We start from the raw sequence: 14,929 nt of genomic DNA, 5'->3' as shown, positions 1-14,929 counted from the left end.
TCCCGGCACGGTCCGCGGGACTTCTCCTACGTCGCGTCGGGACCCGGCAGGGGGCGGCAGAGCAGGGCGGCCGGGGACGGGCGCGAAGCGATGCGGGTCGTGAAGGCGATGCCCGCCGCGTACTCCGTGGGCAGGCACTGGCCCTTGTGGCTCCCGAGGGCGAAGTCACCGCCCGCGCCGCCCGCCGGACGGTTGTCGCCGCGGTCGAACCAGAGGGTCCGGCCGCCCGCCGGGAGGGCCGTACGGGCCGGGGCGCACAGCGCGGCCGAGACCCGCTCGCCCCGCACGCTGTAGCCGATCACGAAATGGCCGGCCGGGCACTGGAACTTCGTGTATCCGGTGGCCCAGTCCCCGCCGGCGGGGACGTACCTCTCGTCGCGGACCACGGTGTGCCCGCCGCTCGGGGCGCGCAGGCCGGAACCGGTGCACAGACCGCGGCCGCCGGTGTGGGCGAGGCCGGTGAGGCGGGCGCCGTCGGGGCAGACCGCCTTGCGGGCCCCGCCGTCCCAGTCTCCGCCGGCCCAGGTGAGCAGCGAGGCGTTGTGGTCGCGGTGGTCGGTGGTCAGCTGGTACCAGGTGGTGCCGGCGGTGACGGGACCGGTGCGGCCGGGAGCGGTGAGGAGGCCGGTCCAGCGTGCGGTGCGCCAGTCTCCCGGGTCCAGGACGCCGGAGCGGTGCCCGGTCGCGTCGTAGCGGAGCAGTGCCCAGGTGTCGCCGCCGGGGGCGCCCTGGGCGGTGGTGCTCCAGCCGACGAGGGGCCAGTAGGCGAAGTCCGCGTCGGTGCTGGTCAGTTGTCCGGTGAGACGGTCGAACCAGGTGCGCGGGGCGGCGCCGGCCTCGTCGGCCCCGATGCCGAACTCGCTGATCCAGACGGGGGCGGTGAAGTGCGCGCCGGTCTCCGCGGAGACGAAGAAGGCCTGGTCGTAGAGGGTCTGTTCGAGCTGCGCCGCGGTCATGTCCTGGTAGCGGAGGTCGCTGGTCTCGCCGATTCCGCTGGCTCCGCTGTGCCGGGGGCCGGTGTACCCGTAGAAGTGGGCGGAGTAGACGAGCTTGTTCGAGACGACCAGGGTGTGCGAGAGGGTCCGTACGGGGGTGAGGGTGGGGCGGCCGTGCGGGAAACCGTCCACGGGCAGGCCGAACCAGTTGATGCCCTCGACCACGATCAGCAGGTTCGGGTTGGCCTCGGTGAGGATGCGGTCGGCGGCCTCCTGGGCGGCCGCGTGCCAGTCGTGGTCGTCGCCGAGGCCCCAGTTGGGGTCGTCCCAGACGTCACGGCGGACCTCGTTGTAGAGGTCGGCGCCGACGACGCGCGGGTTGTCGCGGTAGCGGCGGGTGAGGAAGACCCAGTCGTCGGCCCACTGGGCCGTGGAACGGCCGCTGTTCCAGCGTTCGTTGCCGTCGAGGCCGCAGCACCAACGGGTGGTGACCGTGTGGTTGTTGAGGATGACGGCGAAGCCGGCGTCCGTGAGGGCGGCGACCACGGCGTCGTAGACCTGGAGGGGGGTGCGGCCCCGCAGCGACGGGTTGGCGGCGACGGCCCCGTCCGGGACCGGGGTGGTGGTGCGCAGCATCTCGTTGGAGAAGGGCAGCCGGATGCTGTTCAGGCCCAGGGCTCGGAAGTCGGCGAGGAGGGTGGGCAGCGGGACCCGGTCCAGGCCGAGCGGGATGCCGTTTGCGTTCTGGCCGCTGTGGTGCGTGGCGGGGTCGTTGCGGTCGCCCGAGCCGTTCCAGGAGCCCTGGGCCCCGTCCCAGTTGCCGGAGCGCAGGCGGAACCGGTTGCCGTTCGCGTCGACGATGTACCGGCCGCGCGTGGACAGCGGCGGGCTCCAGGCCTCGGCGGCGGCCGGCGGGGCCTCGGCCGCCCGGGCCGCCTGAACCGCCTGTGTGGCCTGGGCGGGCACGGTGCCGGCCGTCAGCAGGAGGGCGCACAGGACGGCGCGTAACAGGCTTCTCATCTCGCTCCTGCCGGGTTCGGCCGCCCGGTCGGGCGGCTGCCGCGGGTCAAGTTACCGGCGGGTCGCGTCGGGGGGAAGGTGAACGCCCGCACGCTTTCGGCGGTGCTGCGCCGCTGTCGCGACCCGGCCGGACCCACCGGATCCGGCCGCCCGTCCCCGCTCACGCAGGGTCACCCTGTGGAAACGGCCCCGCGTGGCGCCGCGCCCCTCTACCGTGCCCTGAGGGACGGGGCTCGGCAGCGGAGGGCGGGGCGGATGAACGACGAAGAGGACATGCGGCTGGCGGGCATGACGCCGGAGATCTCGCGCCGCACCCTCGTCATGCTGCGCGGCCTCGCGGGGCTGGAGCCGCCCGAGCAGGTTCCGGAGGAGGCCATGGTCGTCGCCGACGCGGTCCTGGCCGAGTACGGCACCGACGGGCTCCGGGTCCTGGTGATGACGCTGGCGGCCTGGGCCACGGCCCAGATCGAGAACGTCGCCGAACTGAGCGGGCGCAGCCACGAGGCCGTACTGGACGCCATGGAGCTGGCGTGCATGGAGGCGAACGCGGAGGACTAGGTCGTGCCTTTCGGATCAGCGCCCCCGGCGGGGAAGAAAGGGGCGCCGCGGGCCGATCCGGATCGGGCCGCGTCGGCGACACTGGGAGCAGCAGGAGCGTCGCGGGGGGGGTCCGATCGGAGGCCGTCGTGAGCACACCTTCCCCCATCCGAATAGCCGCAGTGTTGTCCACGGAGCACCGTGGACGGCTGATGGCGCAGGCCCATGAGGTCAATTTCCCGGAGAACGCGCGGATCTTCGACGAGGGCCACCGGGCGGAGTCCTTCTGGATCGTGCGCTCCGGCACGGTGACCCTGGAGGTGCCGGTGGCCGGCCGCCGGCCCGCGCAGGTGGAGAACCTCGGCCCCGGCGAGCTGGTCGGCTGGTCCTGGCTGTTCCCGCCGTACGTGTGGCAGCTGGGCGCGGAGGCGATGACCCCGGTACGCGCCTACGAGTTCGACGCGGCGGCCGTACGGATGCTGATGGACGCCGATCCCGCCTTCGGGTCCGCGGTCGGGCACTGGGTCGGCCGCGTGCTCGCGATGCGGCTGCAGCAGACGCGTACCCGGCTGCTGGACCTCTACGCCCCCCGCCTGGGCGCGACCGGCTAGCGGACACGACCCAGGAGGCGTCCCACCCCGATCCGCCCGGCGCCGCGCGCCCGGCGCGGCCGGGAACTCCCGGCCGGGAACTCCCGCGCAACACCCTCCGGGCTCCGTTTCGGGCGGATGACGGTGGGCCGTCGCATGTTTCGGGGAGGTCTCCCTGTCGGTGTTCGGCCGATTCGGCCGTCCGCTGCCGCACAGGTCAAACCTCCGCCGCGGCTGCGGTCTGCACTCATCCGTACACGATCGGTGACGAAAAATGGGGGTCCGAACGGGCGTTCCCGGCTTCCGTCGGCAAGACTCTGTCCGCTATCCGAAACACCAACCCAAGGGAGTGTTCGAAATGCGGTCCATCGCAAGGGGTCTCGGACTCGGTTCCGCCGCCATGGCGCTCACCGCGCTGGCCTGGCCCGGAACGGCCGGCGCGGCGCCGGCCGGTACGCAGAGTCTGTACGCGCCGTCCGCGCTGGTGCTCAGCGTGACGGCCGGCCCGGACGCCGACACCGGCACGGTGCTGCGGGCGGTGACGCTCGTCTGCGCCCCCCGGCCCGGCGGGACCCACCCGAACCCGGCAGCCGCGTGCCGTGAGTTACGCGCCGCCGGTTCGCAGCTCGACCCGCTCGCGGCGCCCGCCGCCGACGCCGTCTGTACCAGGGAGTGGGACCCCATGACGGTGACGGCCGACGGTGTCTGGCAGGGCCGTCGGCTCAACTACACGTACACCTTCGCCAATCCGTGCGGCCTGCGGAACACCGCCGGTGCGCTCTTCGGCTTCTGATCCCGCATGCTGCGACGGGCCGGGCGGCGCCGTGCGACCGCCGCCCGGCCCCCAGGGCGTGTCCTTCGGATCCTGCCGGGCGCTCAGCCCAGTTCGAGACTGGTCACGCCGAACAGCTCGGCCAGGGCCAGGGCCGGGACCGGGCCGGTGTACATCCGGGCGGTCTCGAAGGTCGGGACCAGGCCCAGGCCCTTGAAGAGCGCGGTCGCCTCCGGATTCGCGTCCGGGACGTCCACGGACACCAGCCCGCCGGGCGCGTGCCGCGCGAGCCGCCGCAGCAGGGCCGCCGCCACCGCGGGAGTTGCCGCGTACAGGGGGCCGATCCGGTGGGCGGCGCTGCACGGGCGGATCACGCCCAGCCCCTCGACCCGGCCGTCGCGGACGGCCGCCAGGGCGGTCCGTCCGGGCAGCCCGGTCCAGGCGGACAGGAAGGCGTCCCGCGGCGCGGGGAAGAACCGCCGGTCATAGGCGGCGAGCAGGCCGAAGGGGAGCGTGGCGGCGTCGACGATCTCGATGTCGCCGACGCCGTCCGCTGCGTCGCCGCCCTGGGGCACGCCTTCGACGCGGATGTTGTTCCAGGCGGAACGGAAGCCGGACTTGCGGTAGTTGTCCTGCTGCTCGACGACCCCGTCCAGGCCGACGAGCCGCCCGTCGAGGCGTTCCATCCCGGCGCGCCAGAGCCGGATGCCGTAGCCGCGGCCGCGGAAGGCGGGGCGGGCGATGTAGAAGCCGATGAAGCCGAAGCCGGCTCCGTAGCGGACGGCGGAGATGCAGGCCACCGGTTGCCCGTCGAGCCGGCCGACGAGGAAGCCGCCGGGGTCGGCCACGGCGAAGGCGAAACGGTCCGAGTCCCCCGGGTTCCAGCCCTCCTCGTCGGCCCAGCCGCGGATCATCTCCATGTCGGCGGCGCTCGCCCCGGTGATCTCGAATCCCGTCATAGCCGTGTTGTACCAGATGCCGCGGGTGTGCGCAGGGGTGCCTGACCGGCCGCCAGAATCCGGACGAAGGCGTCGAGATCGGCCCCGTGGCGGAGGTCGCTGACCTGCCCGTCGCCCACTTCGACGACGCGCCAGACGCCATCGGCGCGCAGGGCCAGGTCGGTGGTCACGAAGGGGCATCCCAGGGCCTCGACGGCCTCGCGGACCGGGGCGAGGTCGGGGGTCACGACCTCGGCGACCGGGCTGTCGGGGTGGGCGGTCACCAGCCGCGGCGACGCGTCCCGCCACCACACGCGCACCTCCGCGGCGGCCTCCGTCCCCGCCCGCGTCAGCGGCGCGACGAAGTCCTCGAAGGCCCTCAGGACCACGCCGCCCGCCAGGAACTCCTCCTGGAGCGCCACGAACCGGCCGACCACCCGGTGCAGGGCGGCCGCGTCGCCGAGGTCGGGCACGTAACAGGCCTCGTCCCACTCGTGCTTGCGGGACTTCACGTAGTCCTTCACCACGGCGGCTCCGGGCGGCAGGCCCGCGGCGAGGGCCGTGAGCCGCCGCGGATCCGGTGTCCGGCCCGGATCCGCCGGCAGCCATGCGCTGGCCGGGGTGAGGGCGGCGAAGGTCTCGTACCAGCCGGGGAGTTCGTGCGCCCGGCGGTACTCCTCCGCGCTGACGGCGAGCCGGCCGCCGCGGCGGCGCAGGGCGGCGTCCAGTGCGCCGTACCGGTCGGCGGGCACCATCCACCCCCGGTACCACACCGCACCCGAGCCGTCGGGCACTCGGGCGAGGGCCCGTTCGGCGTCCCCGGCGAGCAGCGCGTCGTGGTCCACGAGCAGGACCCTGCCCCCGGCGGCGCGCAACTGCCGGGCCTCCGCCGCGAAGTGGGCATCGACCCGGCGCTCGTTCAGCGGGTCGCGGCAGTACAGGACGGTGGCGGTCGCGTCCTCGGTCGTCGTGGTCATGCGCCCACCCTACGGAGGGCGGCGCGGACCGCCGAAGGAGGGACTCAGCCCGCGCAGATCACGTCGTCGATCAGGATCGGCCTGGAGTCGAGGCGCACGTACGCGGTGAAGGTGTCGGTCTCGTCCGCGCCCCAGTGGGTGGTGACCGTCGCCCAGCCGACGCCGGCCGCCTGGGCGACGGTGACCGGGCCGATGCCGATGTCCTGCGGTTCGTTCTGCGCGCAGAGCAGGACGTCGGACTGCGTGTTGGTCTGTCTTTCCAGGAGCACCTGCGAGACGTGGTGGCGGCGGTCGTGCGCGGACGGTCCGTGCTTGCCGTAGAAGCGGGCGAGGAAGCGGCCGATCTGATCCGCGGTGTGCCCTTCCGGGGCGGCCGCGGGCACGGCGACGGCGGGGGCGGCGACGGCAGGGGCGGCGACGGCGGGGGCGGGCGCCATGACCGGCAGGGCGGACAGGGTCAGCAGGAGGGCACCAAGGCTGTGGGGCTTCAGCATCATGTCCGGTTTGTACCCGCCTGGCCGGTCCACCGGGAACGACTGGCCCGGATCTCACTCCTGTGGGGGTCGGGATTCACCGCAGAAACGCCCCTGCCTCCCCCGTGCGGTCGGCGCGCGGTAATGGGGTCGCGAGCGGGCGGCGGTCCTCCGTAAGGTCGGCGCATGGGAAAGCCGCTCGTCGCAGTGTTCAGTGGGGCCGGGATGTCCACCGACTCCGGAATTCCGGACTATCGGGGGCCACAGGGCCTGTGGCGCCGCGAGCCGGACGCCGAGAAGCTCGTGACCTACGAGTACTACATGGCCGATCCGGAGATCCGGCGGCGGTCCTGGCTGATGCGGGCCGAGATCGGCGCGCTCGGAGCGCGGCCGAACGCCGCACACGTGGCCGTGGCCGAACTGGAGCGGGGCGGCACCCCGGTCCGGGTCATCACCCAGAACGTCGACGGACTGCACCAGCTCGCCGGGATGCCCGCGCGGAAGGTGTTCGAGCTGCACGGCACCGCCCGGTCCGTGGTGTGCACGGCGTGTCACGCCCGGTCGGAGATGGACGAGGCGCTGGCCCGGGTCGCCGCCGGGGAACCGGATCCCGCCTGCCTGGCGTGCGGCGGGATCCTCAAGGCGGCGACCGTGATGTTCGGCGAGCGGCTCGACCCCGTGGTGCTGGGGCAGGCGATGGCCGTGGCCAAGGGATGCCAGGTCTTCGTCGCCGTCGGGTCGACGCTGCAGGTGCAGCCGGCCGCCTCGCTGGCTGGAATGGCCGCGGAGGCCGGGGCCCGGCTGATCATCGTGAACGCGGAGGAGACCCCGTACGACGCCCTCGCCGACGAGGTCGTCCGCGAACCGATCGGCACCGCCCTCCCGGCCCTGCTGACCAGGATCGCCGCGGACGGCGGGGCCTAGTCCCGCCTGCTCCGCGGCGCCCGCCGTGCGGGCGGGCGGCGCTACTCTCCGCAGACGCCCTGGCCCGCGTCGGCCGCCCGGCGCATTTCCGCCACGTCCAGCTTCTTCATCTTCAGCATCGCGGCCGTGGCCCGGGAGGCGCGCCCCGGGTCCGGGTCGCTCACGAGCTCGACGGCGCCCGGCGGGATGACCTGCCAGGACACCCCGAACCTGTCCTTGACCCAGCCGCAGGCGGACTCCTGTCCGCCGTCCTTGGTCAGCGCATCGTAGTAGTAGTCCGCCTCGGACTCGTCGACGCAGTCGATCTGGAAGGAGATCGCCTCGGTGAAGGGGAACTGCGGTCCGCCGTTGAGGCCGACGAACCTCTGCCCGTTGACCTCGAACTCGACGGTCATCACCGAGCCCTCCTGCTCGGGGTTCGCCTGCGTGTAGCGCGCGATCCGCCCGATCCTGCCGTCCTTGAAGACGGACAGGTAGTAGTCGGCTGCCGCTTCCGCGTCGCCGTCGAACCACAGACACGTGGTGAAACCGTTGCCGCTCATCTCTGCCTCCGGGCCGGTGCGTGGGCGGTGGACACCGCCTCCGCACATACAGACCGGCCCCGGGCCCGAAATTCATCGGTGGGCCCGGGGCCGGTCCTCATTCGGCCGGGAATTCGACCGTACGGCCTACTTCGCGGGCTCCGCGCCCATGGCGAGCATCCGGTCGACGACGCGCTCGGCGGCGTTGCCCTGGTCGAGGTCGCAGAACTCCTCGCGGAACGCCGCCCGTGCTCCGGCGTACTCGGCTCCGACCGCGTCCGCGTTGCGCACGGCCTCGATCAGGCTCTCCGAGTCGGCCAGCAGCGGTCCGGGCGCCTTCTCCTCCAGGTCGAAGTTGAAGCCGCGCAGCGTGCCGCGGTAGTGCTCCAGGTCGTACGTGAAGAGCAGGATCGGCCGGTCGGTGAGCGCGAAGTCGAAGATCGCGGAGGAGTAGTCCGAGATCAGCACGTCGGCGACGAGCAGCAGGTCGGCGGCGTCGGGCCAGCGGGACACGTCGACGACGAAACCGTCCCGGACGCCCTCGCGGACCTGCTCGGTGACGTGGTGGTGGCCGCGGATCAGCAGGACGTGGTCCTCGCCCAGCTCGCGGCGGGCCCGGTCCAGGTCGATGCGCTGGTCGAGCTTGTACCCACCGGTCCAGCCCTCGCAGTTCTCACGCCAGGTGGGCATGTAGAGGACGACCTTCTTGCCCTCGGGCAGGCCGAGCCGGCGCCGGACCTCGGCGATCCGCTTCGCGTCGGGCCGTACCAGCGCGTCGGTGCGCGGGCTGCCGGCCTCGATGACCTCGCCCTCGTAGCCGAGGGCGCGCTTGAGCAGCGGCGTCGCGTAGGAGCTCGGGGAGGCGAGCAGGGTCCACTGTGCACTGTCGTGCGCGAGGCCCTCCAGGATCTCCGGGCTCGTGTAGTAGTCGTGCACGAAGTCGTGGCCGATCTGCTTGATCGGCGTACCGTGCCAGGTCTGGACGACGACCTGGCCGGGGCGGCGCTGGAACAGGGCCGGCACGCTGTCGTTGGTCACGAAGTAGCGGGCGCGGGCGAGGACCTCCCACGACTCCACGCTGCCGTACTGCACCGCGCGGGCGGTCGCGGGGACCTCGGCGCGGCCGTCGCGGACCAGCCAGATGTGCTCCAGCTTCTCGCCGCGGCGCAGCAGTTCCTCGTGGATGGCGCGGGGTGCGTCGCCGGCGCCCTGCCCCTGGAAGGTGTCGTAGACGACGATGTCCTTGACCGGCAGGGCGCGCTGCGCCGGGTAGGTCTCGAAGCGGGCGACGCGCTGGGCGTAGCGGGAGCGGTCGTGCGGGCTCAGCAGCGGGTCAGCGACGAGCGCCATGCGGTCGTGGAAGCGGGTCTCGATCCGCATCCGGCGGCCCTGCACGGTGATGGGGTGCGGGCCGGCGAAGAGCAGGCCGGGGGCCATCTGGACCGGGGCCCCGCGGTCCACGCCGAGCAGACCGGCGGTGGTTCCGCCCTGGGCGGCCGGGCGCAGGGTGGGCCACCAGCGGCCCTCGGGGAGCGTGGTGCGGCCTGCGAACGCCTCGGGGAGCACGGGCCGGAAGGTGGTTTCGAAGCCTTCGCCGTCGCGGGTGACGGGGTAGCTGAACTCCATGCCGTGCGCGTTGTGCAGGACGAGCTCGTAGGGCTCGTCGGTCGGCGCGACGAACCGGCCCCGCAGGGTCAGTGCGCCGTCCTCGACCTCGACGGCGTCGACGAGCGGCGGAGAGGGCTGCACGGAGAGGGTGAGGTGACCGGTGTTGCCGCGCTTGACGAACAGGGCGCGGCCCTCGCTCTCGCCGGGCAGCGGCACGACCAGGCCGTTGAAGCCGCCGCGCTCGTCGTGGGCCAGGCGGTGCTCGGTGCCGTCGGCGCCGACCACGGAGAGGCTCCAGGGCTCGGGGGTCCATTCGCCGGGCTCGCACTCGGCGTCCGGTACGGCGGCCAGGTCGGCCAGTGCGACGCGGGCGGTGAAGGGGGTGCGGCCGGCGGTGGCGGCGCCCTTCTCCAGCGGGAAGTCGACGGTGGTGCCGGTGGAGACGTGGACGGCCTTCAGGCGCGCGGCGTCGACTCCGGCGGAGAGCTCGCCGACGATCTCCACGGCGTCGTCACCGGCGGGCCGGGCGTCCAGGGCGCGGGCACGGGCGACCTCGACCTGGATGGTGAGGGCGCCGGAGACGGCCGGGACGATCCGGACGTCGGGGGCGACCCAGAACGGGGGCGGGTTCTGGCCGGTGTCGTGCTCACCGCCGCGCAGGCGGGCGCGGTGCAGGCCGCCGGCCCCGGTGACGGCGATGGACGTCGTCCATATCCCGTCGTTCCACTTGCCGCCCGACTGGAAGATCGAGGGGTCGACGACGGCGGTGAAGCCGGCCCAGTCGGCGTGCCGCAGCGCGAGGTGCGGGGACTTCACGGTGGCCATCGGGGAGGCGACCGTACGGGTGCTGATGACGGAGCGGCGGCGCTTGCCGCCCTCGCGGAAGATCAGCATCTTGCGGGAGCCGAGGCGGCTCTCCGCACCGAGGTGGCCGGGCAGGGCGTAGCCGCGCAGCAGCAGCTTGCCGTCGGACCAGGCCGCCTGTTCCAGGCGGCTGACGACGCGGCGCTCGCGCGTGCCGAGGGTGAGGATCTTGGCGGGGACCGGCGGGCGGCCCTGCAGGAAGGGGTAGTCGGCCTGCGGGCGGGCGAGGCCCTTGACCGGCACGCTGTAGTGGTAGTCACGCTGGTGGTTCAGGAGCGCGATGAAGTCCTCGACGCGGCCTTCGCCGGCGAGGTAGGCCTTGAGGCGGTCGGCGACGGTCAGGTCGGGCCAGGGGCCGGTGCCGATCTCCCGGACGAGGCCGCCGACCTCCTTGACGAACGCGGCGCGGAAGTCGGGGCCGCCCTCGGCGACGTACTTGTAGATGAGCGGGAGTTCCTCGCTCAGCACGTTGTAGTCGTAGTCGCGCAGGTAGCGGACGTACTTGGGGCCCTGCTTGGCCTTGAGGGACTCGCGGACCAGGCGGACGGACTTCACGCGGTCGATGAGGGAGACCGGGTCGGTGGAGCGCTGGGTGATGGAGCGCTCTCCGGTCTCGCGGACGCGCCAGTGGTAGACGCAGTCGCTGAGGATGTCGACGCTGGAGGCGAAGTAGTGCGCGGGGATGCTGACCGGGGCGTCCTCGTAGAGGATGCCCTCCGGGTACTGGAAGCCGTGCTCGTCCCAGAAGGTGCGCCGGTAGACCTTGTTCCATGCGGTGCGGTCGGTGACCAGCGCCGGGAACTTGGAGATGTGGGTCCGCAGCTGCGTCTTGGCGAAGGCGGCCCGGTGGCCCCACGACTGGTTCATGCCGACCGAGCGGAAGCGCTTGACGTTGCCGCCGGCGAAGTCCGAGCCCGTCTCGTCGAGGGCTTCGATCAGGCGCTGGTAGGCGTAGTCCGGCATGGTGTCGTCGCTGTCGACGAACGCCAGGTACTCGCTGTCCGGGTGGATGTGGCGGGCGCCGGCGTTGCGGGCGGCGCCGAGGCCGGCGTTCTCCTGCATGACGACCCGGAAGCGCTTGTCACGCGCCGCGAAGGCCTTGGCTATGACGGCGCTGCTGTCCGTGGAGCCGTCGTCCACGAGGATGGCCTCGAAGTCGCCGAACGTCTGAGCGGCGATGGATTCCAGGCACTCGTCGAGGTAGAGCTCGACGTTGTAGACGGGGACGACGATGCTCAGGCGCGGGGGCATGGGTGGCGGTTTCTCCAGCGTTTTTTTGCTTTATCGATGATCAGCTCACAGCATCTTACTCTGTAACAGAGCTATAAACTCCACCCATATGGGGCATAGGGTGCTGATCGCCGGGGCGGACGGCAAAGAATTCAGCCGTCCGCCACTTCGACGCTGCGGATGGGACGCGACCCGTCCCGGCCGGTGACCCGTTCAGATCTCCAGTTCCGCTTCGATCTTCTTCAGCTGATGGCGTGCCATCGCGAGGTTGGCCCGCTTCTTGTCGAGGGCCAGATAGAGGAAGAAGCCCACGGAGCCCCGGCCCTTCATGAGCCGGATCAGGTGGTACTGGCTACCGAGGGTGATCAGGATGTCCTCGATCTCGTCCTTGAGGCCGAGGAGCTCCATCGTGCGGACCTTGGCGCGCACCACGTCCGTGTTGCCGGCCGCCGCGACCGCGAGGTCGAGGTCCTTGCCGCCGCCGATGGTGCCCAGGGCCATACCGCTGCCGTAGTCCACCAGGGCCGCGCCGATCGCGCCCTCGATGAGGGTGGTGGCTTCCTTGAGCGCGGTCTCCACGTTGACCATGAGAGGTACCTCTTTCCCGTTTTGATGTGACTGGTTGTTGTTTCGATGTGACTGGTTGTAGTTGTCCTGAATGCGACGGGCCGTCCGGGCGACCCAGGCGCGGATCAGGCGGGCGCGGGGCCGGAGCCCCTGCGCGCGAGGGTGTGTTCGATCAGTTCGGCTATGCGCAGGCTGGAGCGCCGGGCCTCCAGATGGAGGCGCCCCACGTTGACGCGCGGCTCGGCGGTCAGGGTGAGGACGGCGGCCACACCGGCGGCGTATGTCGCGACGTATCCGTCGGCGCCGCGCACGAGCAGTTCGCGGAACGCCCCCTGTCCGGTGCAGTCGCTGAGCCGCTGGGCCACGCCGAGGGCGGCGGCGGTCAGGGCGGCGACGGCCTCGGCCTCGGCGGCGGCGCTGTCCTGGGCGAGGACGAAGCCGTCGGCGCTGGCGGCGAGGGCGCCGGTGAGTTGGGGTACGCGGGCCCGCAGCCTGCGGAGCTCGGCGAGTATCTCGGCCTCCGCCTCGGGGGGCACCGTACTCATGTCGGCCTTTCTCCTTTCGGGCTGCCTACGCTCGGAGCGGTCGGCGCGCAGGGCCGGTCGCAGCGGGAGCCTCACAGGCTTGCCTCCAGTGCGTCGCGTAACCGGCGGAGCAGCGCCACGTCCGGGGATTGGGCCTGGGTCATCCAGTCGGGCAGGGGTACCTCGACCGGCGGGGGGGCCGGGCTGTGCGGCGTTTCGACCAGTCCGGCGGCCGCGAGGCGGCGTACGTCGAGCAGTGTGTGGAAGGCGGGCCGGCCCAGTACCCAGGCCAGGTCCGCCGGGGTGCGTACGCCGTCGGCCCGGTCCAGCAGCATCCGCTGGCGGGCGGTGACGGTCTGGCCCGGAGCGGCCGCACGGGGCACCACCGGGGCGGTGTCGAGCAGCGGGTACGGCCAGACCGCGTCGAGCAGTTCGCGGCGGCGCCGGGTCTCGCGTTCGACCGCGGCGGCCGGAACGGAGCGGACGGAGCCGATCCAGTGGGTGGCCCCGCGGCGGAACCGGGAGGGGCCGCTGCCCGGGGACAGTGCGAAGAAGGCGGCGTCGAAGATGGCGGCGATGTGGCAGATCTCGAGCTCCCCGCCGGCGAGCCCGCCGCTGTCCACGAGGAAGCGGGCGACCTGACGGCGGGCTCCGGCCCGGTCCACCGCCTCGCGCCACCGTTCGGGGGCGAGGCCGCCGCCGGTGGTGAGGAGGACGTCGAGGCCGGGGGTGGCGGGGCTCTCCGCGTGGACTATTCGTCCGTCCTCCAGGAAGAGGGTGCCGCGGTCGCGGAGGAGGGCGCCGGTGGCCCGCTCCGCGGCGAGCCGGGTGAGGAGGGGGGAGACGGCCGCGAAGGCGTTCGGGGCCGTTGCCGGGACGGTCATCTGAGCACCAGCCCCTCGGCCAGGGCCCTCAGTCTGAGGCGGGCCAGGGCGAGGTTTCCGTCGGCCCGGTCGAGCCAGACGTGCAGGAAGACGCTGCTGTCGAAGCTCGTCTCGACGAACCGCAGGACGTGGAAGCCGCTCCGGGTCGTGACGATCAGGTCCTCGACGGGCGGGCCGCCGGAGACCGCCCCGTCACCGGGACCCGCCTCCGCGCGGGCGAAGGACTCGTACTCCGCGGCCGCGCGGGCCAGCTCGGCGGTCTCGGCGGCGGTGGTCTCGTGGTCCCCCACGGGCGATTCCCCGATGGTGCCGAGAGCCAGACCGCTGCTCCAGTCGACCAGCGCGGCCCCCCGCGCACCAGGCAGGGCCATGGCTTCGAGCAGGCATTCGTCGATCCCGGGCACGCGGGCTCCCCTCCCGGCCGGACGTGCGGTGTGCACGGTAGTGCGGCGCGACAGGAGGGAACTTACTCAAGTTCCGCAGGGCGAAAGGGCGTTCTGGCATTTTCCGCTGGAACATGCCATTCAGCGTGTAAGAGCTTGGCCGGAACGCGTCGGAATCTGATCACGAAGCCAGCGGAAGATCGTCCGCGAGACGGAACGACCCGCCCTCCCGCTCCACGTATCCCTCGTGGCTGAGGGTGCGGAGCAGGTGATAGACGGTCGGCAGGGGGATCCCGGTGACCCGCGCGAGCCGTTTCGCCGTCGCCCCGCCTTCCGCGTGCATCGCTTCCACGAGCCGCAGCGCGCGCTGCACGGAACCGATCAGGGTGGGTGTGCTGTCCTTCTGGATGCGGTCGGTTCCCATGAATGGTCCCCCTGCTCCGGTACGAGGCCTGGCAGACCCATCAAAGTCGCTCCCCGCCCCCAAAACCAGCGGACTCGCGTAAACCCGAGCATAAGATCACCGGACCCGGTGGCTCTGGCTATCGGGTGCAGGTGACATATGCGGGCAGCGGGGTGTCCGCGATCAGGTGGCGCGGCAGGGCCAGTCCGAAGCGGTGTTCCAGGACGGCGAGGGTGCGCCGCTCGCGGTCCTCCTCCGGCTCGTCGTCCGGTCCCGGGTACGCGCCGTCCGGGCCGAGGACGCCCGCCGCGACCAGCTCGGGGAGCAGGAAGTCCGGCCGGTGGCCGCCGCGCCAGCATTCCTCGCCGAGCCCGAAGCAGCACACCAGCTCGCCGTCCATGGCGTACGCGAACTGTTTGGGCGGGTGGTCGGGCTGCGGGTCGAGGTGGATGGCCTCGACGCCTGCCCGGGAGACGTCGGCCAGGCGTTCCGCGCCGGCGGGCAGGCCGTGCTCGACGGCGAAGGACCAGCCGCCCCAGCTGCCGACCCGGGCCACGCCGTCGCCGTCCGCGGTCTCGGTGACCATGCTCCAGGCGGCCGGCGCCCCGAGCGGCCCGGGGCGGACGCCCGGGACCGCGCCGAGCCGTGCGGCGAGCTCGTCGGGGGCTATGCCCCGGGCGAAGGTGAGGCCGGCGAACCATTCACCCCAGTCCGCCAGCCACTGGATCCCGCAGGTCCCGCCCTCGGTGATGTCGGCCATCCTGCACTCCCCACGGTCC

The 14,929-nt window shown here is 72.7% G+C and carries 16 protein-coding genes; 4 read left to right on the top strand and 12 right to left on the bottom strand.

Annotated elements, in window-relative coordinates; genetic code table 11:
• Positions 1-26 precede the first annotated feature (26 nt).
• Complete coding sequence (locus IG86_RS0106860; protein ID WP_030895531.1) at positions 27-1,955, bottom strand: glycoside hydrolase family 5 protein; 1,929 nt, start codon at positions 1,953-1,955, stop codon at positions 27-29.
• Positions 1,956-2,210: 255 nt separating this feature from the next.
• Here IG86_RS0106860 and IG86_RS0106855 point away from each other — a divergent pair, with 255 nt between their 5' ends.
• The 3 genes from IG86_RS0106855 to IG86_RS0106845 all read left to right on the top strand — a co-directional run bounded on the left by IG86_RS0106855 (position 2,211) and on the right by IG86_RS0106845 (position 3,875).
• Entirely contained in the window at positions 2,211-2,513 is a 303-nt protein-coding gene (locus IG86_RS0106855; RefSeq protein ID WP_030818290.1) for a hypothetical protein, read from the top strand.
• A 128-nt stretch (positions 2,514-2,641) separates the two neighbouring features.
• A complete protein-coding gene (locus IG86_RS0106850; protein WP_030654088.1) occupies positions 2,642-3,103 on the top strand; it encodes a Crp/Fnr family transcriptional regulator in 462 nt (153 codons plus the stop codon).
• A gap of 337 nt (positions 3,104-3,440) precedes the next feature.
• Positions 3,441-3,875 (top strand): subtilase-type protease inhibitor, encoded by a 435-nt coding sequence (locus IG86_RS0106845; RefSeq protein WP_030895527.1) that lies wholly within the window; start codon positions 3,441-3,443, stop codon positions 3,873-3,875.
• A gap of 83 nt (positions 3,876-3,958) precedes the next feature.
• Here IG86_RS0106845 and IG86_RS0106840 read toward each other — a convergent pair whose 3' ends face one another.
• From IG86_RS0106840 to IG86_RS0106830, 3 genes are read right to left on the bottom strand one after another with little or no spacing between them, the layout of a single operon-like run.
• The gene (locus IG86_RS0106840; RefSeq protein ID WP_030895524.1) at positions 3,959-4,813 is read right to left on the bottom strand and encodes a GNAT family N-acetyltransferase; all 855 of its coding nucleotides are present in this window, start codon (positions 4,811-4,813) and stop codon (positions 3,959-3,961) included.
• Complete coding sequence (locus IG86_RS0106835) at positions 4,810-5,769, bottom strand: ATP-grasp domain-containing protein (RefSeq protein WP_045936504.1); 960 nt, start codon at positions 5,767-5,769, stop codon at positions 4,810-4,812. Before IG86_RS0106835 ends, IG86_RS0106840 begins: the two co-directional genes overlap by 4 nt.
• A 44-nt stretch (positions 5,770-5,813) precedes the next feature.
• A complete protein-coding gene (locus IG86_RS0106830; RefSeq protein ID WP_030818301.1) occupies positions 5,814-6,266 on the bottom strand; it encodes a hypothetical protein in 453 nt (150 codons plus the stop codon).
• 162 nt (positions 6,267-6,428) lie between these two features.
• Between IG86_RS0106830 and IG86_RS0106825 the strand changes: the two genes are divergently transcribed.
• Complete coding sequence (locus tag IG86_RS0106825) at positions 6,429-7,166, top strand: SIR2 family NAD-dependent protein deacylase (protein WP_030818303.1); 738 nt, start codon at positions 6,429-6,431, stop codon at positions 7,164-7,166.
• Between the two features lie 41 nt (positions 7,167-7,207).
• Here IG86_RS0106825 and IG86_RS0106820 read toward each other — a convergent pair whose 3' ends face one another.
• From IG86_RS0106820 to IG86_RS0106785, 8 genes are all read right to left on the bottom strand, one after another.
• On the bottom strand, positions 7,208-7,708 hold the full coding sequence (locus IG86_RS0106820; RefSeq protein ID WP_030818305.1) for a VOC family protein: 501 nt from the start codon (positions 7,706-7,708) through the stop codon (positions 7,208-7,210).
• 126 nt (positions 7,709-7,834) lie between these two features.
• Complete coding sequence (locus tag IG86_RS0106815; protein WP_030895518.1) at positions 7,835-11,410, bottom strand: bifunctional glycosyltransferase/CDP-glycerol:glycerophosphate glycerophosphotransferase; 3,576 nt, start codon at positions 11,408-11,410, stop codon at positions 7,835-7,837.
• A gap of 192 nt (positions 11,411-11,602) precedes the next feature.
• Positions 11,603-11,977 (bottom strand): hypothetical protein, encoded by a 375-nt coding sequence (locus tag IG86_RS0106810; protein ID WP_030654066.1) that lies wholly within the window; start codon positions 11,975-11,977, stop codon positions 11,603-11,605.
• 104 nt (positions 11,978-12,081) lie between these two features.
• On the bottom strand, positions 12,082-12,501 hold the full coding sequence (locus IG86_RS0106805) for a roadblock/LC7 domain-containing protein (RefSeq protein ID WP_030654063.1): 420 nt from the start codon (positions 12,499-12,501) through the stop codon (positions 12,082-12,084).
• Between the two features lie 71 nt (positions 12,502-12,572).
• Positions 12,573-13,364 (bottom strand): hypothetical protein, encoded by a 792-nt coding sequence (locus IG86_RS0106800; protein ID WP_030818309.1) that lies wholly within the window; start codon positions 13,362-13,364, stop codon positions 12,573-12,575.
• A complete protein-coding gene (locus tag IG86_RS0106795) occupies positions 13,361-13,768 on the bottom strand; it encodes a hypothetical protein (protein ID WP_030818311.1) in 408 nt (135 codons plus the stop codon). Before IG86_RS0106795 ends, IG86_RS0106800 begins: the two co-directional genes overlap by 4 nt.
• A gap of 160 nt (positions 13,769-13,928) precedes the next feature.
• Positions 13,929-14,171, bottom strand: coding sequence for a helix-turn-helix domain-containing protein (locus IG86_RS0106790; protein ID WP_030818314.1), 243 nt, complete (start codon positions 14,169-14,171; stop codon positions 13,929-13,931).
• Between the two features lie 118 nt (positions 14,172-14,289).
• Positions 14,290-14,910, bottom strand: coding sequence for a DUF6461 domain-containing protein (locus IG86_RS0106785; RefSeq protein WP_030818316.1), 621 nt, complete (start codon positions 14,908-14,910; stop codon positions 14,290-14,292).
• Between the last annotated feature and the right edge of the window lie 19 nt (positions 14,911-14,929).

Origin of the sequence: Streptomyces virginiae (assembly GCF_000720455.1) — a bacterium.
GTDB lineage: Bacteria > Actinomycetota > Actinomycetes > Streptomycetales > Streptomycetaceae > Streptomyces > Streptomyces virginiae.
This window is presented reverse-complemented; position numbering and strand designations above follow the sequence as displayed.